The sequence below is a fragment of the Limnohabitans sp. TEGF005 genome, assembly GCF_055394835.1.
The window spans coordinates 1,613,223-1,633,412 of record NZ_AP029226.1 but is presented as its reverse complement, the minus strand read 5'-3'; the positions used below and the strand labels follow the sequence as shown (position 1 = coordinate 1,633,412).

General features: G+C 58.9%; 20 protein-coding genes and 1 other RNA gene. 6 read left to right on the top strand and 15 right to left on the bottom strand.

The annotated features are described in order from the left end of the window. Nucleotides 1–41: 41 nt before the first annotated feature. The gene (locus ACZ5RG_RS07860; protein ID WP_464446740.1) at nt 42–992 is read right to left on the bottom strand and encodes an inositol monophosphatase family protein; all 951 of its coding nucleotides are present in this window, start codon (nt 990–992) and stop codon (nt 42–44) included. 148 nt (nt 993–1,140) lie between these two features. Between ACZ5RG_RS07860 and ACZ5RG_RS07855 the strand changes: the two genes are divergently transcribed. Beyond that, on the top strand, nt 1,141–1,884 hold the full coding sequence (locus ACZ5RG_RS07855; RefSeq protein WP_298603152.1) for an RNA methyltransferase: 744 nt from the start codon (nt 1,141–1,143) through the stop codon (nt 1,882–1,884). A gap of 11 nt (nt 1,885–1,895) precedes the next feature. Continuing rightward, on the top strand, nt 1,896–2,663 hold the full coding sequence (cysE, locus tag ACZ5RG_RS07850; RefSeq protein WP_312261342.1) for a serine O-acetyltransferase: 768 nt from the start codon (nt 1,896–1,898) through the stop codon (nt 2,661–2,663). A 20-nt stretch (nt 2,664–2,683) separates the two neighbouring features. Here cysE and dnaG read toward each other — a convergent pair whose 3' ends face one another. Beyond that, nucleotides 2,684–4,825, bottom strand: coding sequence for a DNA primase (gene dnaG / locus ACZ5RG_RS07845; protein WP_298603146.1), 2,142 nt, complete (start codon nt 4,823–4,825; stop codon nt 2,684–2,686). Nucleotides 4,826–4,921: 96 nt separating this feature from the next. Here dnaG and ACZ5RG_RS07840 point away from each other — a divergent pair, with 96 nt between their 5' ends. Further along, the gene (locus ACZ5RG_RS07840) at nt 4,922–6,598 is read left to right on the top strand and encodes an acyl-CoA synthetase (RefSeq protein ID WP_464446739.1); all 1,677 of its coding nucleotides are present in this window, start codon (nt 4,922–4,924) and stop codon (nt 6,596–6,598) included. A 119-nt stretch (nt 6,599–6,717) separates the two neighbouring features. Here ACZ5RG_RS07840 and ACZ5RG_RS07835 read toward each other — a convergent pair whose 3' ends face one another. The 6 genes from ACZ5RG_RS07835 to ACZ5RG_RS07810 form a co-directional block, all read right to left on the bottom strand. Continuing rightward, complete coding sequence (locus tag ACZ5RG_RS07835) at nt 6,718–6,948, bottom strand: hypothetical protein (RefSeq protein WP_464446738.1); 231 nt, start codon at nt 6,946–6,948, stop codon at nt 6,718–6,720. 91 nt (nt 6,949–7,039) lie between these two features. Further along, entirely contained in the window at nt 7,040–7,588 is a 549-nt protein-coding gene (locus ACZ5RG_RS07830; protein WP_464446737.1) for an NUDIX hydrolase, read from the bottom strand. A 141-nt stretch (nt 7,589–7,729) separates the two neighbouring features. Continuing rightward, on the bottom strand, nt 7,730–9,046 hold the full coding sequence (locus tag ACZ5RG_RS07825; protein ID WP_464446736.1) for a TRAP transporter large permease: 1,317 nt from the start codon (nt 9,044–9,046) through the stop codon (nt 7,730–7,732). After that, nucleotides 9,043–9,531 (bottom strand): TRAP transporter small permease, encoded by a 489-nt coding sequence (locus tag ACZ5RG_RS07820; RefSeq protein ID WP_464446735.1) that lies wholly within the window; start codon nt 9,529–9,531, stop codon nt 9,043–9,045. The genes ACZ5RG_RS07825 and ACZ5RG_RS07820 overlap by 4 nt, the downstream gene beginning before the upstream one ends. A gap of 137 nt (nt 9,532–9,668) precedes the next feature. Beyond that, the gene (locus tag ACZ5RG_RS07815; RefSeq protein ID WP_298603135.1) at nt 9,669–10,700 is read right to left on the bottom strand and encodes a TRAP transporter substrate-binding protein; all 1,032 of its coding nucleotides are present in this window, start codon (nt 10,698–10,700) and stop codon (nt 9,669–9,671) included. Nucleotides 10,701–10,847: 147 nt separating this feature from the next. After that, complete coding sequence (locus ACZ5RG_RS07810) at nt 10,848–11,543, bottom strand: fumarylacetoacetate hydrolase family protein (RefSeq protein WP_312261346.1); 696 nt, start codon at nt 11,541–11,543, stop codon at nt 10,848–10,850. Between the two features lie 126 nt (nt 11,544–11,669). On the opposite strand from ACZ5RG_RS07810, the gene ACZ5RG_RS07805 reads away from it, so the two are divergent. Further along, nucleotides 11,670–12,107: a MarR family winged helix-turn-helix transcriptional regulator gene (locus ACZ5RG_RS07805; protein ID WP_464446734.1), complete on the top strand. Its 438-nt coding sequence runs from the start codon at nt 11,670–11,672 to the stop codon at nt 12,105–12,107. A 28-nt stretch (nt 12,108–12,135) separates the two neighbouring features. Here ACZ5RG_RS07805 and ACZ5RG_RS07800 read toward each other — a convergent pair whose 3' ends face one another. The 6 genes from ACZ5RG_RS07800 to trxA all read right to left on the bottom strand — a co-directional run bounded on the left by ACZ5RG_RS07800 (nt 12,136) and on the right by trxA (nt 17,988). Next, complete coding sequence (locus tag ACZ5RG_RS07800; protein WP_019429336.1) at nt 12,136–12,438, bottom strand: antibiotic biosynthesis monooxygenase family protein; 303 nt, start codon at nt 12,436–12,438, stop codon at nt 12,136–12,138. A gap of 99 nt (nt 12,439–12,537) precedes the next feature. Continuing rightward, complete coding sequence (locus ACZ5RG_RS07795) at nt 12,538–13,899, bottom strand: MATE family efflux transporter (protein WP_298603126.1); 1,362 nt, start codon at nt 13,897–13,899, stop codon at nt 12,538–12,540. Between the two features lie 3 nt (nt 13,900–13,902). Then, nucleotides 13,903–15,636, bottom strand: coding sequence for a hypothetical protein (locus ACZ5RG_RS07790; RefSeq protein ID WP_315136527.1), 1,734 nt, complete (start codon nt 15,634–15,636; stop codon nt 13,903–13,905). A 164-nt stretch (nt 15,637–15,800) separates the two neighbouring features. After that, nucleotides 15,801–16,064: a type B 50S ribosomal protein L31 gene (locus ACZ5RG_RS07785; protein ID WP_019429339.1), complete on the bottom strand. Its 264-nt coding sequence runs from the start codon at nt 16,062–16,064 to the stop codon at nt 15,801–15,803. An 85-nt stretch (nt 16,065–16,149) separates the two neighbouring features. Continuing rightward, nucleotides 16,150–17,412 carry a transcription termination factor Rho gene (gene rho / locus ACZ5RG_RS07780; RefSeq protein WP_312259812.1) on the bottom strand — a complete coding sequence of 421 codons (1,263 nt, stop codon included), beginning with the start codon at nt 17,410–17,412 and terminating at the stop codon, nt 16,150–16,152. Between the two features lie 243 nt (nt 17,413–17,655). Further along, the gene (gene trxA, locus ACZ5RG_RS07775) at nt 17,656–17,988 is read right to left on the bottom strand and encodes a thioredoxin TrxA (RefSeq protein ID WP_019429342.1); all 333 of its coding nucleotides are present in this window, start codon (nt 17,986–17,988) and stop codon (nt 17,656–17,658) included. A 104-nt stretch (nt 17,989–18,092) separates the two neighbouring features. Between trxA and ACZ5RG_RS07770 the strand changes: the two genes are divergently transcribed. After that, on the top strand, nt 18,093–19,412 hold the full coding sequence (locus ACZ5RG_RS07770; protein WP_464446733.1) for a BaiN/RdsA family NAD(P)/FAD-dependent oxidoreductase: 1,320 nt from the start codon (nt 18,093–18,095) through the stop codon (nt 19,410–19,412). Between the two features lie 83 nt (nt 19,413–19,495). Continuing rightward, nucleotides 19,496–19,789, top strand: coding sequence for a hypothetical protein (locus tag ACZ5RG_RS07765; protein WP_298599468.1), 294 nt, complete (start codon nt 19,496–19,498; stop codon nt 19,787–19,789). A 265-nt stretch (nt 19,790–20,054) separates the two neighbouring features. Here ACZ5RG_RS07765 and ffs read toward each other — a convergent pair. Continuing rightward, nucleotides 20,055–20,151: signal recognition particle sRNA small type (gene ffs, locus ACZ5RG_RS07760), an RNA gene on the bottom strand. Between the last annotated feature and the right edge of the window lie 39 nt (nt 20,152–20,190).

Below are 20,190 nucleotides of genomic sequence, written 5' to 3'. Positions count from 1 at the left end.
GCGATGGCTGGGCCGGCACACTGGTGGTGCCCGTGGCGTCCTTAAAACGGCGCGTCTTTGTGTGCGTCGGTTTCACCGCTGGCGTCGTCGTCTTGACCTTCGGCGTCCATGTCGTGGCTGTCTGAGGTGCGTTCGCGGCTCAGGGTTTCGACCGCCGAGCGCACAGCAGCTTTGTCGCCTGCACTGGCGAACTTGCTGAATTTGCCCAAGATGCTGACCAACTGGCCGTAAATGCGTGGCGCACCGGCCAGGCATTCTTTTTGTTCCAAAAAGTCGGACTCGCCCGTGAAGTTGCCAATCAAACCACCGGCTTCGGTGACCAACAGCGATCCTGCGGCCACGTCCCAAGGCGACAGCCCAGTTTCAAAGAAACCGTCGGTAAAGCCTGCGGCTACATAGGCCAAATCGAGTGCGGCGGAACCTGGGCGGCGCAGGCCGGCGGTGCGTTGCATCACGTCGCCCATCATGCGCAGGTATTGGTTAAAGTTGTCGCCCTTGCGGAAAGGAAAGCCTGTGGAAATGATGCATTCCTGCAGACGAATGCGCTTGCTCACGCGCAGGCGACGGTCGTTCATGAACGCGCCACGGCCTTTGGTGGCCGTAAACAGGTCGTTGCGGGTGGGGTCGTAAATGACGGCTTGCTCGATCTTGCCGCGCACTTGCAGGGCAATGCTCACGCAATAAACAGGGAAGCCGTGGATGAAGTTGGTGGTGCCGTCCAGGGGGTCGATGATCCAGATGTGGTCAGCGGCCGGGTTGCCGTGTGTGCTGCCCGACTCTTCGGCCAGGATGCCGTGGTCAGGGTAGGCGGTCAGCAAGGTGTCGATGATGACTTTTTCACTGGCATGGTCGATCTCGGTCACAAAATCGTTGACTTGTTTTTGCGAGATGCGAACCGCTTCAACGTCAAGCGCGGCACGGTTGATGATGGCGCCAGCGGCGCGTGCAGCCTTGATGGCCACGTTGAGCATGGGGTGGAGATTGGACGACATAAATTGTTGGAAGAACCTGGCTAGCCCACGCACGATCGCGGCGGCGAAGCGGGCATTTTCTCATGAAAAAAGGGTGTGTTCGTCATTTTGGCGTCATGAAGCGCATGTGACGCGTCTCAGTGGGTGTCTCAGCATGGACAATCGGGGCATGAAGACGCGATTTATCTTGATAGAGACCAGCCATGCTGGCAACGTGGGCGCTGCTGCCCGTGCCCTGAAGGTCATGGGTTTTGACGAGCTGGTGCTGGTGGCACCGCGATGGCCCAATGTGCTGCGCAAAGAAGAAACCATTCAGCGGGCCAGCGGGGCCAATGATGTGCTGGCCAAGGCCCGGGTGGTCGACACACTGGACGAAGCGCTGGATGGCGTGACCCACCTGTGCGCTACCGCCATGACGCCGCGCGATTTTGGTCCACCCACACGTTCGCCGCGCGAGCACTTTGCCGAGCTGACGAAACCCGGTGCGCCCGAGCAGTGCGTGGCATTTTTGTTTGGCTCTGAGCGCTTTGGCATGAAAAACGAAGACGTTTACCGTTGCCATGTGGCGCTGTCGATTCCCACGAATCCGCAGTTTGGCTCGCTCAATTTGGGTTCGGCCATTCAGGTCATTGCTTACGACTGGCGTGTGGCTTTGGGCGGATTCCCGGTGCAAGACGCCGTGGCACCCGCCGACAAGGCGGATGCCCAGCAGGTCGCGGGCATGCTGACGCACTTTGAACAGGCGCTGACCGACATTGGCTTTCTGGACCCCGCCGCGCCCAAAAAGCTCATGCCACGTTTGAACCAATTGTTCAACCGCGCTGATCTGAGCCCGGAAGAAATCCACATATTGCGCGGGGTGGCCAAGGCCATGATCCAGAGCGCTGAATCTAAAAGCCCGACCAAGCGATAGACTCAGTGCCTATGTTTTCTCGCCTTCGCTCCGACATCCAATGCATCCTTGACCGGGACCCTGCTGCCCGCACCGCTTGGGAGGTGCTGACCTGTTATCCGGGGCTGCACGCCTTGGTGCTGCACCGCCGCGCGCACTGGTGCTGGAACCACGGCTTCAAGTGGCTGGGCCGCTTCATTTCTCATGTGTCGCGGGGGTTGACGGGTATCGAAATCCACCCCGGCGCCAAGATCGGTGAACGCGTTTTCTTTGACCACGCCATGGGTGTGGTGGTGGGCGAAACCGCCGAGATTGGCGACGGCTGCACGATTTACCAGGGTGTCACGTTAGGCGGTACATCGCTCTACAAAGGGGCCAAACGCCACCCGACGCTGGGCCGCGATGTGGTGGTCAGTGCCGGGGCCAAGGTGCTGGGCGGCTTTGAGGTGGGCGACGGGGCCAAGATCGGCAGCAATGCGGTGGTCATCAAGCCGGTGCCTGCCGGGGCCACGGCGGTGGGCATTCCGGCCCGCATCATCCCGTCCAAGGCGGGTGAAAGTGCCGATGTGTCGGGCACCGAGCGCAAGTTCAGTGCCTATGGCATCACCCAAGACGATGACCCGGTGAGCCAGGCCCTGCGCGGCTTGATTGACAATGCAGCCGGCCAAGAGCACCAGATCGCCATGATCTGGAAAGCGCTCGAGCAGCTGTGCGCCCAGCAGCCAGCGCAAATGCCGGGTGACGCGGCCACCCGCGAAACCTTCGAGGCCGACAAGCTCAACCAGCTATTGGACAAGTGATTTCGACCTGAGCTCGTTTTTTATTGGGCTGCTTGCAGTGCAGCCGCTGCGGCCATCAGCTCTTTGCGCCGTTCGTGCAGGCTGCGCCAGCGTTGTTGGGCTTCGGGGTCTTGCCCGGTGCTGGCTTGGCTCAGGGCTTCGGTTTCGAGCTGCTTGAGCCGGTCGATCATCAACATGGTGAGCAGACGGCGCAGCTCTTGTCGGGCTTCTTGGGGGTCGGGCGGGGCTGCAGGGTCTTGGCCTGACGTGTTGCCCAGGTTTTCTTGGGCCATCCAGCGTTTGGCATCTTCTGCAAAAGTCAGGCCTTGCATTTCGCTTTGCAAGGCGGACCAACCCAAAGCCCCTTGTTCGTGAAACTGCGACTCCAGCCAAGCAAACAAAGGGCCGTGGGGCGCCGGCAAAGCGCAGAGCATGGCGTGGTCTTCGCTGGCCAGCGTTTCCCACAAGGCCATATTGCCCAGCAGCAAGCGGACAGCATGGTCGGCCCGACTCGCGGGCACTGTGCGAGGTCCGGTGTACACAGGGGCTTGGTCGCGCTTGTACCGGCTGTTGCCGAATTTGCTGTTGGGCGTCCAGTTTGAAGTCTTGCGCTGGCCTGAGTTGCCGTATGAGCTGCCACCGCCGTAACCACCAGTCCCACCGTTTGAATAGGCACCGCCTGCATAACCACCGCCGGGTGCGTTGGTTTGTCCATAACCGCTGTCGCCCGCCCAGGCCGGGGGCTCGCCGTATTGCGGCTCAAAGTGTTGTGGGTCCGCCCCTGCGCTGGCGGCTTGGCTGAAGGCGGCATTGGCCGCTTGCATGGGCGAGGGCGCAGGCGCGTTGGGGCTGCGGCCTGCGGGTGCAAAGCGTTGCTCACTGGCCGCTTGCTGGCCCCAGAGTTTTTCGAGTCCGGCGGTTTCGAGCTGAATCAATTGCGCCAGCTCGGACAGCAGTTGTTGCTTGAGTGCGCCGTCGGGCAAGAGTTGCCACAGGGGGCGTGCTTGGCTGGACAGGCGGGCGCGGCCTTCGGCGGTTTGCAAGTCGCAGTCGGCACTGGCCGCTTCGATCAAAAAGCGCGACAGCGGCATGGCCAGCTTGATCTGCTCGGCAAAAGCCTCTTGGCCAAATTCGCGCACATAGCTGTCGGGGTCATGCTCGGCGGGCAAAAACAAGAACTTGATGCTGCGCACATCGGTGGCGTAGGGCAAAGCGCCGTCCAGCGCCTTGCGTGCGGCGCGACGGCCTGCGCCGTCACCGTCAAAGCTGAAGACCACCGCATCGGTGAAACGAAACAGTTTTTGCACATGGTCGGGTGTGCAGGCCGTGCCCAAGGTGGCCACAGCGTTGGCAAAGCCCAGCTGGGCCAGCGCCACCACGTCCATATAGCCTTCGGTCACCAGCACGTAGCCCGCGTTGTGCAGGGCTTCGCGGGCTTCGTACAGGCCATACAGCTCACGGCCTTTGTGGAACACCGGGGTTTCGGGCGAGTTCAAATACTTGGGTGTGCCCGAGCCGATCACTCGCCCACCAAAGCCGATGCACTCACCTTTGATGTTGCGGATCGGGAACATGATGCGGTCGCGAAAGCGGTCATAGCGCTTGTCGTCTTCTTCGTTGACGATGACCAAGCCCGATTCGGCCAAGAGTGGGTCGTCGTATTTGGGGAAGATGCTGGCCAGCGAACGCCAGCCTTCGGGCGCATAGCCCAGGCCAAAGCGCTTGGCAATTTGGCCCGACAGGCCACGGCCCTTGAGGTATTCGATGGCGCGGGGCGTGGATTTGAGTTCTTCTCGGTAGGCGCTGCCCGCTTTTTCGAGCACGTCGCTCAGGCTGTCTTGCTTGGCTTTTTGCGCGGCGGCTTTGGCGCGGTCTTCGGGCGATTGCTGCTCTTCGGGCACGACCATGCCCGTTTGCTGGGCCAGGTCTTTCACCGCTTCGATGAAGGTCATGCCGGCGTGCTCCATCAGAAAGCCGATGGCGTTGCCGTTTTTGCCGCAGCCAAAGCAGTGAAAAAACTGCTTGGTGGGGCTGACGCTGAAGCTGGGCGATTTTTCGCCGTGAAAGGGGCACAGGCCCATGAAGTTGGCGCCGCCTTTCTTGAGTTGCACGTATTTGCCCACGATGTCGACCACGTCGACGCGGGACAGCAACTCCTGGATGAAAGACTGGGGGATGGCCATCGGGCTATTTTCGCCGATAAGACGGGTCCTTTTCGGGGCAAACCAGCATGGATTTCAGTCCCAGGTCAGGCAAACTGATTCCAATCAAATCGCAACATGACTCAGGAATTCGCCATGAACCCCAGCGCCATCAGCATCTTTGACCAGGATTTGCCCCCCAACCCGGCCAACCACGCCCCGATGTCGCCGCTGGCATTCATTGAGCGCACAGCCGAGGTCTATCCCCAGCGCTTGGCCATCGTGCACGGTGATGTGCGGCAGGACTGGGCCACCACTTACCGGCGTTGCCGCCAGTTGGCCAGTGCCTTGGTGCAGGCGGGCATTGGCAAAAACGACACGGTGGCGGTGATGTTGCCCAACACCCTGCCCATGGTAGAGGCGCATTTTGGCGTGCCCATGGCGGGGGCGGTGCTCAATGCCCTCAACACCCGTTTGGACCCGGAAACCATCGCCTTCATGTTGGACCACGGCGAAGCCAAGGCGGTGATCGTGGACCCGGAGTTTTCGGGGGTGATGAAAAAAGCGTTGGCCCTGCGCCAGTCCGCCAAGCCTTTGTGGGTGGTGGATGTGGAGGATGCGCTGTACACCGGCCCGTCTGAAAAACTGGGCTCGATCGGCTACGAGGCTTTGGTGGCCAGTGGCGATGCGGCGTTTGCCTGGAGCTTGCCCGCCAACGAGTGGGATGCGATTGCCCTGAACTACACCAGCGGCACCACCGGCAACCCCAAGGGCGTGGTGTACCACCACCGGGGGGCGGCCACGAATGCGATCTCCAATATTTTGGAATGGGACATGCCCAAGCATGCGGTGTATTTGTGGACGCTGCCGATGTTCCACTGCAATGGCTGGTGCTTTCCGTGGACAGTGGCGGCGCGTGCGGGGGTGAACGTGTGTTTGCGCCGGGTCGATGCACAGGCGATTTTCGACGCCATTCGCCAGCAAGGCGTGACCCATTACTGCGGTGCGCCCATCGTGCATGGCTTGCTGGTCAACGCACCGGTAGCGATGAAGCTAGGCTTGCCCTCGGGCGTCAAGGCGATGGTCGCGGGTGCAGCGCCTCCAGCTTCGATGATCGAGGGCATGGAAAAAATGGGCTTTGATTTGACCCATGTGTATGGCTTGACCGAGGTGTATGGCCCTGCGACGGTGTGTGCCAAACACGATGACTGGAATGCATTGGACATTGGCGAGCGCGCCCGCCTGAATGCCCGCCAGGGCGTGCGTTACCACTTGGAGCGCGACGTGCGTGTGCTCAACCCCGACACCTTGCAGCCGGTGCCCCAAGACGGCGAGACCATGGGCGAGATCATGTTCAGGGGCAATATCGCGATGAAGGGTTATCTGAAGAACCCCAAGGCCACGCAAGAGGCTTTTGCGGGCGGCTGGTTCCACAGCGGTGACCTGGCGGTGCAGTACCCGGATGGCTACATCAAGATCAAGGACCGCAGCAAGGACATCATCATCTCGGGCGGTGAGAACATTTCATCGATCGAGGTCGAAGATGTGCTTTACCGCCACCCCGATGTGCTGGCCGCTGCGGTGGTGGCCAAAGCCGATGCGCGTTGGGGCGAGACGCCTTGTGCGTTTGTCGAGCTGAAAGCCGGTGCGCAGACCACGCCCGAGCAGATCGTGGCGCATTGCAAGCAGCATTTGGCCAGCTTCAAGGTGCCGCGTGCGGTGGTGTTTGGCGAGTTGCCCAAGACGAGCACGGGCAAGATCCAGAAGTTCGAATTGCGCAAGCAGGCCGGCTCGGCTGCGGCCATCGATGTTTGAGTTGTTGTGGCTTATTTGGCGCCGATCCTGTCGTTCCAAAAGCAAAGGCCACCCGCGGGTGGCCTTTGCTTTTGGGTTTGATTTTTTTCAAACCTGAATTGAAGAGGTTGACACTTTAATTATTTGGCTTTGCTCTTCTTTGATTTTTTGCTTTTCTTTGTGGCCTTGTGGGCCGCCTTTTTCTTGGCAGGTGCTTCTGCTTTCACCTTAGCGGGTACTGGAGCAGGTGTGACGGCCGGTACTGCTGTCACGGCAGGCGCCACAGCAGGTGCTGGCGCTGGTGTAGCGTTTTGGGCCATGGCGGCGGCAGCCAACAAGCTGCTCAGAACGGTTGTGATGGACTTGATCATGCTAAGCCTTTGGAAAATCCGATGAAAGTAAGAAAACGCAATCGTATTATGAGAGCGCATGAGCGGCTTTTGGCCTAGGGCTTTTTATTTTTTACGAGATGTCAAATGCGTGGGTGACAAAGTGACCTGCACGCCGGTCGGCAAAATAGTGTTCCAAAGTTTCTTTGACGGTTCTGAACGCCAAATCATCCCAAGGAATTTCAGACTCTTTGAACAGCCGCGCTTCCATGGTTTCGTGGCCGGGATCGAACACATCGCTGGTCAAGCGGGCGCGGTAGTACAAGTGCACTTGGCCCACGCGGGGCACGCTCATCACGGTGAACAGGTCTTCCATGATGAACTGCGCGCCGGCTTCTTCGGTGGTTTCGCGGGCCGCGCCCTCTGAGGTGGATTCGCCCAACTCCATGAAGCCTGCGGGTAGAGTCCATTTGCCTTTGCGCGGCTCGATGTTGCGCTTGCACAGCAAGACCTGGTCGCCCAGCCAAGGCACGGTGCCCACCACATTGAGGGGGTTTTCGTAATGGACTGTGTTGCAGGCGGTGCAGATGGCCCGCAGCTTGGTGTCGCCGTCGTCAGGCAAGCGGCGGGCCACGAGGGCACCGCATTGGCGGCAATGACGGATGGTGCGGTCAAACATCATGAAAGGGGCTCGAAGTGGGTGAGGGCGGAGGGTGAGGAGGAGGGGGCGCAGGTCAGTGCCAGAGTCTAACCATTTCGGCCAGAAAAAAAGCCCCCGTGGCGAGAACCCCGGAGGCTTGGCTGGGCCATGTTGTGAACCGGCTCAGGTCAGGTATTGGATCAGGAACAGCGAGATGCCGGGGAAGAACAACAACAGCAAGGTGCGGATGGTGTCGCTGATCAAGAAGGGCATGATGCCTTTGTAGCTTTCGCTCAGCGGCACGTCTTTGGCCATGCCGTTGACAACATACACGTTCAGCCCCACTGGCGGAGCCAGCATGCCAAAGCCCACGGTCATCAGCACCATGATGCCGAACCAGATCGCAGTGTGTTCCGGGGTCATGCCGAAGTCGAGCTTCATGATGATCGGGAAGAAGATCGGGATGGTCAGCAGCAGCATGGACAGCTCGTCCATCACCGCGCCCAACACCACGTACAGCAGCAAGATACCGCCCACCACCATCAAAGGTGCCAAGTTCATGGCGACCACCATTTCAGCCAACTGACCTGGTACTTGTGTGCGCGCTAAAGCGGCATTCATCACGTCAGCGCCCATGAAGATCATGAAGATCATGGCCGAGCTGATGGCGGTCGCATGGAAGCATTCTAGGAACTTGGCCCAAGTCAGTTCGCGTTTGAGCAAAGCTGCCACAAAGGTGGATGCTGCCCCCACGGCTGCCCCCTCAGTCGGCGTGAAGAAGCCGGCATAGATGCCACCGAACACGATGATGAAGATGGTGGCGATGGGCAAGATGCCTTTGAGCGACTCGAACGTCAGTCTTTCACGCTCTTCCTGATCCGGTGCCTGGCCAGGCACTACGCGCACGTAAATGGCGATGGCGATCATGTAGCCGACCATGGCGATGATGCCGGGCATCATCGCTGCAGCGAACAGTTTGGCGATGTTTTGCTCGGTCAGGATGGCGTAGATCACCAGAGGCACCGATGGCGGGATCAGGATCCCCAGGGTGCCGCCTGCGGCCAAGGTGCCCGTGGCCAGTCGGCCTGAGTAGCCGTGGCGCTTCATTTCTGGCAAAGCTACACCGGTGATGGTGGCAGCTGTCGCCACAGAGGAGCCACAAATGGCGCCAAATGCGCCGCAAGCGAGCACAGCGCCCATGGCCAGACCACCTTTGAAGCGGCCCATGACCGCTGCGGCAAACTGGAACAAGGCTTTGCTGATGCCGCCCTGGGTGGCAAAGTGGCCCATCAGGATGAACAAGGGAATCACCGACAGGTCATAGTTGGCCAGTCGGGCAAAAGCGAGGTTGTTCAGGAAGTTCAAAAAGGGTTGCACACCTGTCTGGATGACGAAGCCTGCGGTGCCCGCCAAGAACATGGCGCCCGAGATAGGCACGCGAACCACCATAAGGAGCAGCATGATGCCGAAAATCAGCAAAGCCAGAGTGATCGGAGTCATGATGTGGCCTTGTTTTTGTTAAATTGAGAGAGTGCTTGCATGGCGGCAATCAATGCCGTGATGCCAAAGGGAATGGACATGCTGGTGAAGACGATCCAGTCGGGGAAGCCCAGCAACATGGATGCCCCCATGGTTTCCTTGGCGTTGATGGCCGCAGCGCCGCAACGCCAGGCCAGCAGAAAGAAAATCACGGTCATGAACAGGTCACCCAGTCGGTCGAGGCGGAAGTTGAAGGCCTCACTCCGGTTGGCCGTGAAGAAGTCCACGATGATGTTTTCACGCTTGAATTGGCAAATTGGCATGAACAGGGCGATGGCGGCACCTGCGCCTACGCCGGTCAGCTCAAAGTCGCCGATCAAGGCCGAGTCGAAAAAATTTCGGCCAATCAGGCTATAGCAGGTCATCAGCATCAAGCCGGTCATGACCAACCCGCCCAATATGCTGCAGAGACGGGCAACCCGCTCCAGTTCGTTTGAAAACATCATGGTGTGTGCAAAAGGTAAATAAAAATGAAATCAGGGCTGCATACCGGCAGGATATTTCGGCCGTTCGAAGGCGCCGCAAGCCATAAAAAAACCTGAGCAGACCGTCAGGGACTGCTCAGGTTAACCGAGACACGAATTTACTTCGTATATTGCTTGATCATATCGGTGGCCGTTTGCAACATGCCTTTGCCGTCAAAACCTTTGCCGGTCATTTCTGCCACCCATGCATCGTCCAGTGCGTCAGTGGCTTTTTTCCATTTTTCCAGTTCGGCTTTGGGAATCACGCTGATTTTCTGGTTGGCAGAAGCTTCAAACACTTTCTTGCTGGGAACGTCTTGCCCGGCCTGTGTTTTGCCCAAGAAGGCCGAGAACTCGCGGCCCGAGTTCTTGTCGATGACCGCTTTCAGATCGGCTGGCAGCGAGTCGTACTTGGCCTTGTTCATGGGCACCACAAACACGGTGGTGTAAAGCGCGTTGTAGCTGCGATCGGTCTCGGCTGTGAAGTTGGTCAACTCGTTGACCTTCAGGCCGGGGGCCACTTCGTAAGGGATCACCGCGCCATCAATCACCCCTTTAGACAGCGCTTCGGGCACTTGTGGCACAGGCATGGCCACGGGGGTTGCGCCCATCATGGCGACCATCTTGTTGACCTGGCGGGTCGGGGCACGCACTTTCAGGCCCTTGAGGTCGGCCATGGTGTTAACGGCTTTGCTTTTGGTGTAAATGTTGCCTGGACCGTGAACGTGAACGGCCAGCATCTTGACGTCCTTGAAGTCGTCCTGAGCATATTTCTGGGCATAGTCCCAAGCCGCACGGCTGGTGGCTTCGGCGTTGGTCATCATGAAGGGCAGCTCGAACACTTCCAGCTTGGCCAGCTTGGGTGTGTAGGCTTGCAGTGTCCAAGCCACATCGATCACGCCGTCACGGGCTTGTTCATAGAGCTGCACAGGGGTGCCGCCCAGTTGCATCGCAGGAAAGATGTCGCACTTGAGGCGGTCTTTGGAGTCACGCGCGATGTTTTTGCACCAGTCACCCATCATGGTGGTGTGCTGGATGGACTGTGGTCCTAAGAAGTGGTGAACTTTCAGGGTGATGGTCTGGGCGTGAACGCCAAAACCAACAGCCAAAAGACCTGCTGCCAGAGCGGTGTGGTTCAAAAGCTTTTTCATGGGATGGTCTCCTTGATTTGCGTATTAATGGATTAAAAACCAACCGATGGGTCGGTTAATTGCGCCGAATGTGAATTATGTTGCAAGAAATTAGCGCGGAAATAAGGGTAAACGCCAAGTATTTCAGGTTTCTTGCACTTTTGTTCATTATTTGATGGCTACTTTCAGTTGACCCAAACCGGCCACTTCGCCAACCAGCATGTCGCCAGAGACCACGGCAGCAACCCCTTCTGGTGTGCCCGTGTAAATCAGGTCGCCGGCTTGCAGTTCCCAAGCGGCAGACAAATGCTCGATGGTTTCAGCCACGTTCCAGATCAGTTTGGCCACGTTGCTGCGCTGGCGATCTGTGCCGTTGACCAGCAGACTGATCTCGGCGTTGTTCACGTCGCCAGCTTGCGCGATGGGCGTGATGGGGCCGATGGGGGCCGAATGGTCAAAAGCCTTGCCAATGCACCAAGGGCGACCTTGTTTTTTCATCTCGTTTTGCAAGTCGCGGCGGGTCATGTCCAGACCCACGGCGTAGCCGTAGATGTGCTGGGCCGCATCGGCCGCCAAAATGTTGCGCCCGCCTTTGCCGATGGCCACGACCAGTTCGATCTCGTGGTGCAGGTTCTGTGTCAGGCTGGGGTAGGGCATTTGGCCGGTCTGGCTGCTTTCGACCACGACCAAGCTGTCAGTGGGCTTCAGAAAGAAGAAGGGCGGCTCGCGGCCGGTGAAACCCATCTCTTTGGCGTGTTCTTCGTAATTGCGGCCGACGCAATAAATGCGGTGCACTGGAAAGCGTTCAGCATGGCCCAAGACGGGCACTGAGACCGTGGGCGTTGGGGGGACTACAAAACTCATGAAGCACTTTCTAAAGTGGAGGATGTGAGAGGTGGGTCAAAAAATTTACTAAGCGCGCTTACTATAGGAGCCAGCGCCAGCACAGCGATTGGTGATAACCCTTGCGATCCATGGAGAAAACCAGAAATGACCACCAGCTTTGATTTGAACGCCGCGCCGGGACATCTGATCAGGCGGGCGCACCAAATTTCTGTGGCTGTTTTTAACAGGCATTTGGCCGCAGCCGATGTCACGCCTGTTCAGTTCGCGATCTTGAATGCCTTGCTCGATACCCCTGGCATTGACCAGAGCACTTTGGCCAAGCATGTCGCGTTTGATCCGGCCACATCCGGGTCGGTGATTGGCCGTTTGGAAAGCAAGGGCTGGGTTGAGCGCCGTGCTGATGAGGTCGACCGCCGTCGCAAGTTGCTTGTGCTGACACCGCTGGGCTTGGAGGCATTGGCGGGCATGCAAGCCGATGTGGCGCAGGTTCAGGCCGACATCCTGTCGCCGCTTGCGGCGCATGAGCAAGCGCAGTTCATGCACTTGCTCAGACAGTTCGTGGCAGGTCACGAGACGCCTTGACAACGATGGCTTGCCTTGGCCGGTGGACTTATTGGGACTTGGCGGTCAGCTCGAAGTGTTCGACGTGAGGCGGTGCGGCAAAGAATGGACCGACGATGGCACGCCACTCAGTGAACAGCGGTGATTGACGGAAACCCACGGTGTGGTCTTCCAGCGTGTCCCAGAAGATTTGCAACACATAGCGTTCAGGGCTTTCAATGCCGCGGTTGACTTTTCCACCTTGAAAACCTTTGGCTTTGCTGGCCACGGTGTTCAGGCCCAGTTCAATGGCTTGTTCAAATGCAGCTTGTTGGCCGGGGTGGATGCGGATATCGGCGAGTTCGAGGATCATGGTTTGATTCGTGTCGAAGTGAATTGACCCTCCACCTTAACGCATCTTGGAGGGCGAATGGCCTCCGGCTTGTCAACTTCCGAGGGTCATGCCCGTGATTCAGGCAGGGGTTGTTCGGGTTGGTGCGGGGCGAGATGCATGCCAGACCATGGCCGCAAAAAGCACCGAAACCAAAGCCAGTGCCGCCGTGCTGGTGATCCAGAATGTGTCCACGCTGGCACGCCGAGGCCAGCCCGCCCAATCGACGCCTTGATAGGCCAAGCGATAGCCGCCGTACAAGCCCACACCCCACAGCAGTGCGGTGTAGACCACCAGTGGCATAACAGTGATGCGGTAACAGCGCAAAAGATAGGCGCACACCGCTTGCACGGCATCGGCCAAGTGATAAAGGGCGACCCAAGCCAGCCAGACTGTGGCCGCTTGCACCACGCTGGGATCGTTGCTGAATGCGTTGGCCAACGCTTCGCGGCCCATGAACAAGAGGGCCGCCCCTAACAATGCCGCGCCAATGGCCAGACCAATCCCTGTGCCTGCCGCGCGGCGGGCCTTGTGTGCCTGCCCCGCCCCGAGCCAATAGCCTGTGCGTGCGCTGCTGGCAATGCCCAAGGCCAGAGGCACCATGTAGAGCACTGCGGCCAGGCTGGCAGCAATTTGGTGGCTGGCCAATGCCACAGCGCCCAGACGTGCGATGAACAAGGCCATCAATGTGAACGAAGTCACCTCGACCATGATGGACAAACCGGCAGGCACACCCAGTGCCAAAAAGCGCCGGATCACGGGCCAGTCTGGTCGTTCGGGGCGTATCCACAATCGGTAGGGTTGGTAAATATCTTGCGTGCGCAACAGCCACAGGCCTGCCAGCAGCATGAGGGTGTTGACCACCAGCGTCGCCCAAGCACAGCCCACGACCCCCATGCCGCCCAAACCAGCAGTGCCAAAAGTCAATGCAAACGACAGCGGCACCTTGACCAACAAGGCACCCGCTTGCAGCCAGGTCACCAAGCGTGGATGCCCCAGGCTTTGGTTGAGGGTGCTGTACATGCGAAACAGCAGCGAGGGCACCAAGGCCAGCGCCAGGATGCGCAAATAAGCCCGCACATCGGGCCACAGAGCCTCAGGCACCTCGGTGGCCGACAGCCAAAGGTCTGGAAACCACAAGCCGCTGATGCCGATCACGGCAGCCCCTGCCGCAATGTAGAGTGCCTGCCGCACCGAGCGTCCTACCTCGGCTTGGCGGCCACCGCCTTGCAGCTCAGCCCAAACAGGCAGCAAAGCTTGCAGCAGCCCGTTCAAAGCCACATAAATGCTGATGTAAATGGACGAGGCCAAGGACAAAACAGCCAAGGCCTGAGGGCTGTAGCGGCCCGCGATCAAGGTGTCGGCGATGCCAAATGACATCACGGCCAGTTGCCCCACCAGCACGGTGCCTGCATGGCGGGCGATGATGCGCAGCTCGGACATGGCTCAGCGCGCGGACGGGTCTGAAGGGGTGCTGGGCGTTGTGGCTGGCCGAAAAATGACCAGGGTTTCAACTTTGTCGGTGGGCCGCTTGATGGCCGCCACTTCCTCCCAACCCAAGGACTTGATTTTGGCCGACAGCAAAGACCGGTTGGCGTTGTCGATGACCAGCCAGGCGCAGCCAGGCTGCGGTGTTTGCATGGGCACGAGCCGAGCTGGGGCGTGGTACATCAACGCCGCGCCTTGTGCTTTGGAGATGCCTGCGTACTGGAGGCACGCGGTGGGGCCGGTAGTGCGCGTGATTTTTTGGACCAAGGGCGCGTAGCTGCGGGCGTAGTCGAGCAAGGGCAGCCACAAAGTGGTCAACAGCAACCAGCACAACACTGCGCCACCTGCGGGCAACACCAGGCTTTTCCAGATGGCGGCGCGGTGGTAGCCCGTGCGCCACTTCACCAGTGCCGCCCAGGCCAGCGTGGCCAGCAGTGCAACGGCAAAAGCACCGACAGAAAACGACGGTATAAATTCGGGCGCCAGCCGTGCCACATTGGCCGCCGGTCTGGCCGGGGTGCCCGTTTGCATGGCCACCCAAACCACCCAAATGGTGAGCGCGCAGACACTGAAAAACAGCAAAGTGAACCAGTCAATCAGTGCGCCCAAACTGCGTTTGAGGGTGGGCAGCGCCAAGGCTGCCAAAGCGGCAATGGCGGGGAGCGAGGTCAGCAGCGCCCGGTCAGACAGGCCCGTGAACCAAGTGGCGCCCACCGTCACCAACACAAACCACAGCGGCAAACCTAAGTGCGGGTAGCGCCAGCCCTGTGACAACTGACCGCGCCAGCGCCACAAAGCCCACAGGGCCAAAGGCCAGGCGGGCCAAGTGAACCAGGCGATCAACTTGGCCAGAATGTGCACGTCAACCATGGTGTGAGGCACAACGCGCCAACGCCACAAATCCAGCGCTCCGGCGGTGGTGATGCACAACAGGCCAATGAGGGCCATCAGGCCCAAGTCGAGCATGCTCAAACGGCGTTGTGCCGGATCTGCTTGCGCACTGGCGCAGATGACCGAGCCACCGATGCCCAGCCACAGCGCCAAAGTCGGCGCGCCAGACAAGGTCAGGCCCAGCATGCCGATGGCCACTGCGGCGGCACTCTGAATGCGGTGGCGGGCCCAAGTTGCCAAGCCGAAAAACAACAAAGCCCCAAAGCACAGCTGACTGAGCGCGGGCGTGGTTTCGTGTGCAAGCCGGGCCAGGCCCAGGCAAGCCAACAGCGCCAGCAAACCCCCATCGGCCATGGCGCGGGCGTAGTCCGCTGGTTTGGCCTCGCCGCCAAACGCAAAGGCCACCGGCTGTGCTGCGGGGTGGCGCGTCAGTGCATACACCGCGTACCAAGTGGCGGTCAGTGTGGCGATCAGCATGCCGATAAATGGCAATCGGGCAAAGAGGTCTTCGAAGCCTGCGGGTGCCAGTCGAATGAAGGCGGCACCCAACCAATAGGGCAACAAGGCCAGGTTGCTGTCGGTGCTGCCCAGCAGCGTGGGTTTGAGCCAGCTGATGGCTTCGCCTGCTGCAGGTTGCGCCAGCTGCAGCATGTAGCCGAAGGCTTCAATGTCTTGCGCTTTCCAAAGCGATCGGCCCCAAAAGCCAGGCAACACATAGGCCGCGCACAACAAAAGCAAGGCCACACGCGGCAGCCTGCGCACGGCACTTTGTGCCACGATGGCGGGGGTAGGGAAGTTCACAGGATCTAAGATATCAGGTCAGGTTTGGGCCAGGCATGGGATTGTCTTTGCAAAGCGTGCGTCGGCGGCTTTGGCCAGCCCACGGGCTTAGCACCCTACTTTCCACCATACAAAAAGGGCAGGCCGGTTGCCCGGGCTGCCCTTTGCGGTACACCAAGAATGAATTACTTGGCGATGGTGGTTGTCTTGCCGAAGCGGTTGCGGAATTTCTCCACGCGGCCACCCATGTTGTCGACCGACTTTTGTGTGCCGGTGTAGAAGGGGTGCGACTCGCTGGTCGTGTCCAGCTTGTACAAAGGCAACTCGCGACCGTCTTCCATTTTGATCATTTCTTTGGTGTTAGCGCATGAGCGAGTCACGAACTTGAAACCATTGGACATGTCCTGGAAGCAAATTTCACGGTAGTTGGGGTGAATGCCGTCTTTCATGGGGAAATCCTTTTATTTTCGCTACGGTAGCCACACTTCAGCCTATCTGAGTGCACTTTCCGCAAAACCTGTCGATTATAGGGCATCAGCCGCCGCGTCGCATCATGTCAAAGAACTCAGAGTTGTTCTTTGTCGCTTTCATGCTCTTCAAGACCATTTCCATGGCTTCGATTTCGTCCATGTTGTACATGAATTGACGCAAGATGCGGGTTTTTTGCAGCACTTCGGGCTGCAACAGCAGTTCTTCACGGCGTGTGCCACTGCGGTTGAGGTTGATGGCGGGGAACACACGTTTTTCGTACAAACGGCGCTCGAGGTGGATTTCGCAGTTGCCCGTGCCCTTGAATTCTTCAAAGATCACTTCGTCCATGCGGCTGCCGGTGTCGACCAAGGCGGTGGCAATGATGGTCAGGCTGCCGCCTTCTTCCACATTGCGGGCCGCGCCAAAGAAGCGCTTGGGGCGCTGCAGGGCGTTGGCGTCCACGCCGCCAGACAGCACTTTGCCCGACGAGGGCACCACGTTGTTGTAGGCGCGGGCCAGACGGGTGATCGAATCCAGCAAGATGACCACGTCTTTTTTCAGCTCAACCAGGCGCTTGGCACGTTCGATCACCATTTCGGCGACGTGCACATGACGCGAAGCGGGTTCATCGAAGGTGGAGGAGATGACTTCGCCGCGCACGCTGCGCTGCATCTCGGTCACTTCTTCTGGGCGCTCGTCGACCAGCAACACCATCAAATGCACATCGGGGTAGTTGGCGGTGATGGCGTGCGCGATCTGCTGCATCATCACGGTCTTGCCCGACTTGGGCTGCGCCACGATCAGGGCGCGTTGGCCGCGGCCGATGGGGGCAATGATGTCAATCACGCGGCTGGTGATGTTTTCTTCACCTTTGATGTCGCGCTCCAGACGCATCTGCTCTTTGGGGAACAGGGGCGTCAAGTTCTCGAACATCACCTTGTGTTTGTTGTTTTCCGGCAGATCACCGTTGACTTGGTCCAGCTTAGTCAAGGCAAAGTAGCGTTCGCCATCTTTGGGGATACGGACTTCGCCTTCGATCATGTCGCCGGTGTGCAGATTGAAGCGGCGCACCTGGCTGGGGCTGATGTAGATGTCGTCGGTGCTGGCCGTGTAGCTCGAGTCGGGGCTGCGCAAAAAACCAAAGCCGTCGGGCAAAATTTCGAGCACGCCGTCGGCAAACACCTGTTCGCCCGCTTTGGCTCGCTTTTTGATGATGGCAAACATCAGCTCCTGTTTGCGCATGCGACCGGTGTTCTCGATTTCGAGTGTGTCGGCTTGCTTCAGGAGTTCGGACACATGAAGTGCCTTGAGTTCATTCAAATGCATGGATTTGGCCTGTGGCGAATCGGTCCGTCGGGGACCGTTTTCAGATAAGCGGGTGGAAATGTTCAGAACCGGTTGCCGCCCGGGGTTGGGGGCTGGTGCTTCCGGCAATCAAGGCGCTGGTCCCTGTTCGGGTTGCCTTGCGGAAATTATGACAGGTTTTGAAGTAGGCCAAAAAACAAAAAACCGGGCCATTGGGGCCCGGTTCTGGAGGCTTGGCCTGAGTCAGTCAGGCCCAAGTCGACATCAAGCCAATTGCTGGTCGATGAAAGCGGTCAATTGTGACTTGCTCATGGCACCCACTTTGGTGGCGGCCAATTGACCATCCTTGAAGATCATCAGGGTCGGGATGCCGCGGATACCGAACTTGGCGGGAATGTCGCGGTTGTCGTCCACGTTCATCTTGGTGATCTGCAGCTTGCCTTCGTAGGTGCCCGCCACTTCGTCCAAAATGGGTGCAATCATTTTGCAAGGGCCGCACCATTCAGCCCAGAAGTCGACCACCACGGGTTGGCTCGACTGGAGAACGTCGGCTTCGAAAGTGGCGTCGGTAATGTGTTTGATCAGATCGCTGGCCATGGCCTTTTCCTTGTGAACATTGAAGATGCGGCTAAAGTTGCGGCTATTTTGACAGAATCCCAACGCGCTCGCCTGTCGCGCAGGCGTTGCCATCACATAAATTCATGACTTCCTCTGCTGCTGCTTCCTCCGCTTCGTCCGATTTTCCCGTGCTCGAGGCCCAGGTGGCCATTGTGGGCGGTGGCCCCGCCGGACTGATGGCCGCAGAGGTGTTGTCGCAGGCGGGCGTTTCTGTTCATTTGTTCGACGCCATGCCGTCTGTTGGCCGTAAATTTTTGTTGGCCGGCAAGGGGGGCTTGAACCTCACGCATGCCGAGGCGCCGGAGTTGTTTCGCACCCGTTATGGCGATCAGCAAATCCAAGCAGGCCAATGGCTTGACCAGATGGATGCTCAAGCCGTTCGTGATTGGGCCAAGGGCCTGGGGGTGGACACTTTTGTGGGCACTTCAGGTCGGGTGTTCCCCGAGGAAATGAAGGCAGCGCCTTTGCTCAGGGCTTGGTTGCATCGTTTGCGGCATCCGGCTTCAGGCGTGCCGGTGCAATTTCACATGCGCCACCGCTGGCAAGGCTGGGTAGGAGAACATCTGGTTTTTCAGCCCACAGGTCAAGTGGGCGTGACGCGTGTTCATGCCCGCGCGACCTTGCTGGCTTTGGGGGGCGCCAGTTGGCCGCGCCTGGGTTCCGATGGCGCCTGGGTACCGCTGCTGGCAGAACAGCATGTGCCCATCACCCCACTGAAGCCTGCCAATTGCGGGTTTGATGTTTTGGGCCGGGAAGGCCAGGGTTGGACTGAACACTTTCGCAGCCGCTATGCGGGCCACCCGCTCAAATCGATCGCACTCAGGGTTGAGGCCGCTGTGGACCCGCAGGGTCAGCCGGAGGGCGAAGCCCGATTTGAGCGCAAAGGCGAGTTTGTCGTCACCGACACCGGGGTGGAAGGCAGCCTGATTTACGCTGCATCGGCTTGGTTGCGCGATGACCTGGCCCAAGGGCCTGGGCAATTGGTGCTGGATTTGTTGCCCGATAAATCGCTGGATCAGGTCCGTTCAGAGGTGCGCTGGCCGCGCGGTAGCCGCAGTTTGTCCAGTCATCTCAAAAGCCGCTTGGGCATTGATGGCGTGAAGCTGGGGCTTTTGTATGAGCTTTGCTCGCCTGAAACCATCGCCAACCCGGAGGCTTTGGCGCTCAGCTTGAAGGGCTTGCCTGTCCCTCTTAAAAGCGCCAGGCCGGTGGAAGAAGCCATCAGCACGGCGGGTGGGGTCGATTTGGCAGGATTGACACCTGAGTTGATGCTGACCCAAAGACCTGGTGTGTACTGCGCTGGCGAGATGCTGGACTGGGAAGCCCCGACGGGCGGCTATTTGTTGACCGCTTGTTTGGCGAGCGGCTACCGTGCAGGTTTGGGTATTTTGACGAATTTGTAACAATTCAACACAAATGGTGTATTCCAAGAGGTCATGTGCTGCGTTGTTGTTCTGTGAGTAACTTCATCCTTAACGAGGTCGACATGACGCCAGAAGCTTCCCAGGAATACCAGCGTGCCGTTGAAGAGGCCGCCAACGCCTTCATGAAAGTGATGGCATTGCGTGGTTTCAATGTTCGCGATTACCCCCAAAATTTTGTGGCTCAAATGGCGAATCAGACGCGCTTGACCTTTGAGACCAACCGAAATGGGGCTCACAAAAACGCCGATCACTTGGTGTCTGAGTTGCTGCGCGCTGCCCCGGCTGCCCCTCAACTGGTGACCGCGGCCAAAGTCAAATCTTTGCCTTTTCCAGCGCTGCGCCGTCGCATGGCCTGATTCTTTGCTGACCCACTTTCGAATCGGTGGTGTCGGCAGTATCGGCGGACGGCAAGATATTGGTGACAATAGCCGCCATGCAATGGCACTTTTGGACTGAACGCCTTTACCTGATGAGCTGCCGTTTTGCCGGCTACGTCATGCTCAATGTGGCAGACGATGCGGCGATGCTGGCTTTGGTTTTTTGCTGAGGTGACAGCAAAAAAGGGCTTGTTTGCAAGACTTGTCGCGCTGAAAGTCCTTGAAATCGCCCGAATAAATGTAAGTTGACGAGCCTTGACCCCGGCACTGGCTCCACAGTTAGGGCTGCTTGGTTCCCCACCTGACCCGGTTGGCCGCTTCACCATGCGGGAAGGCCCGTCGGGATCCATTGTAGGCGAGCTTGCTGGTGCTTTTTTGTC

Excerpts from the sequence above, each read along its gene's own strand:
- ACZ5RG_RS07860 (WP_464446740.1), bottom strand. The coding sequence starts at position 992 with ATGTCGTCCAATCTCCACCCCATGCTCAACGTGGCCATCAAGGCTGCA.
- ACZ5RG_RS07855 (WP_298603152.1), top strand. The coding sequence starts at position 1,141 with ATGAAGACGCGATTTATCTTGATAGAGACCAGCCATGCTGGCAACGTG.
- cysE (WP_312261342.1), top strand. The coding sequence starts at position 1,896 with ATGTTTTCTCGCCTTCGCTCCGACATCCAATGCATCCTTGACCGGGAC.
- dnaG (WP_298603146.1), bottom strand. The coding sequence starts at position 4,825 with ATGGCCATCCCCCAGTCTTTCATCCAGGAGTTGCTGTCCCGCGTCGAC.
- ACZ5RG_RS07840 (WP_464446739.1), top strand. The coding sequence starts at position 4,922 with ATGACTCAGGAATTCGCCATGAACCCCAGCGCCATCAGCATCTTTGAC.
- ACZ5RG_RS07835 (WP_464446738.1), bottom strand. The coding sequence starts at position 6,948 with ATGATCAAGTCCATCACAACCGTTCTGAGCAGCTTGTTGGCTGCCGCC.
- ACZ5RG_RS07830 (WP_464446737.1), bottom strand. The coding sequence starts at position 7,588 with ATGATGTTTGACCGCACCATCCGTCATTGCCGCCAATGCGGTGCCCTC.
- ACZ5RG_RS07825 (WP_464446736.1), bottom strand. The coding sequence starts at position 9,046 with ATGACTCCGATCACTCTGGCTTTGCTGATTTTCGGCATCATGCTGCTC.
- ACZ5RG_RS07820 (WP_464446735.1), bottom strand. The coding sequence starts at position 9,531 with ATGATGTTTTCAAACGAACTGGAGCGGGTTGCCCGTCTCTGCAGCATA.
- ACZ5RG_RS07815 (WP_298603135.1), bottom strand. The coding sequence starts at position 10,700 with ATGAAAAAGCTTTTGAACCACACCGCTCTGGCAGCAGGTCTTTTGGCT.
- ACZ5RG_RS07810 (WP_312261346.1), bottom strand. The coding sequence starts at position 11,543 with ATGAGTTTTGTAGTCCCCCCAACGCCCACGGTCTCAGTGCCCGTCTTG.
- ACZ5RG_RS07805 (WP_464446734.1), top strand. The coding sequence starts at position 11,670 with ATGACCACCAGCTTTGATTTGAACGCCGCGCCGGGACATCTGATCAGG.
- ACZ5RG_RS07800 (WP_019429336.1), bottom strand. The coding sequence starts at position 12,438 with ATGATCCTCGAACTCGCCGATATCCGCATCCACCCCGGCCAACAAGCT.
- ACZ5RG_RS07795 (WP_298603126.1), bottom strand. The coding sequence starts at position 13,899 with ATGTCCGAGCTGCGCATCATCGCCCGCCATGCAGGCACCGTGCTGGTG.
- ACZ5RG_RS07785 (WP_019429339.1), bottom strand. The coding sequence starts at position 16,064 with ATGAAAGACGGCATTCACCCCAACTACCGTGAAATTTGCTTCCAGGAC.
- rho (WP_312259812.1), bottom strand. The coding sequence starts at position 17,412 with ATGCATTTGAATGAACTCAAGGCACTTCATGTGTCCGAACTCCTGAAG.
- trxA (WP_019429342.1), bottom strand. The coding sequence starts at position 17,988 with ATGGCCAGCGATCTGATCAAACACATTACCGACGCCACTTTCGAAGCC.
- ACZ5RG_RS07770 (WP_464446733.1), top strand. The coding sequence starts at position 18,093 with ATGACTTCCTCTGCTGCTGCTTCCTCCGCTTCGTCCGATTTTCCCGTG.
- ACZ5RG_RS07765 (WP_298599468.1), top strand. The coding sequence starts at position 19,496 with ATGACGCCAGAAGCTTCCCAGGAATACCAGCGTGCCGTTGAAGAGGCC.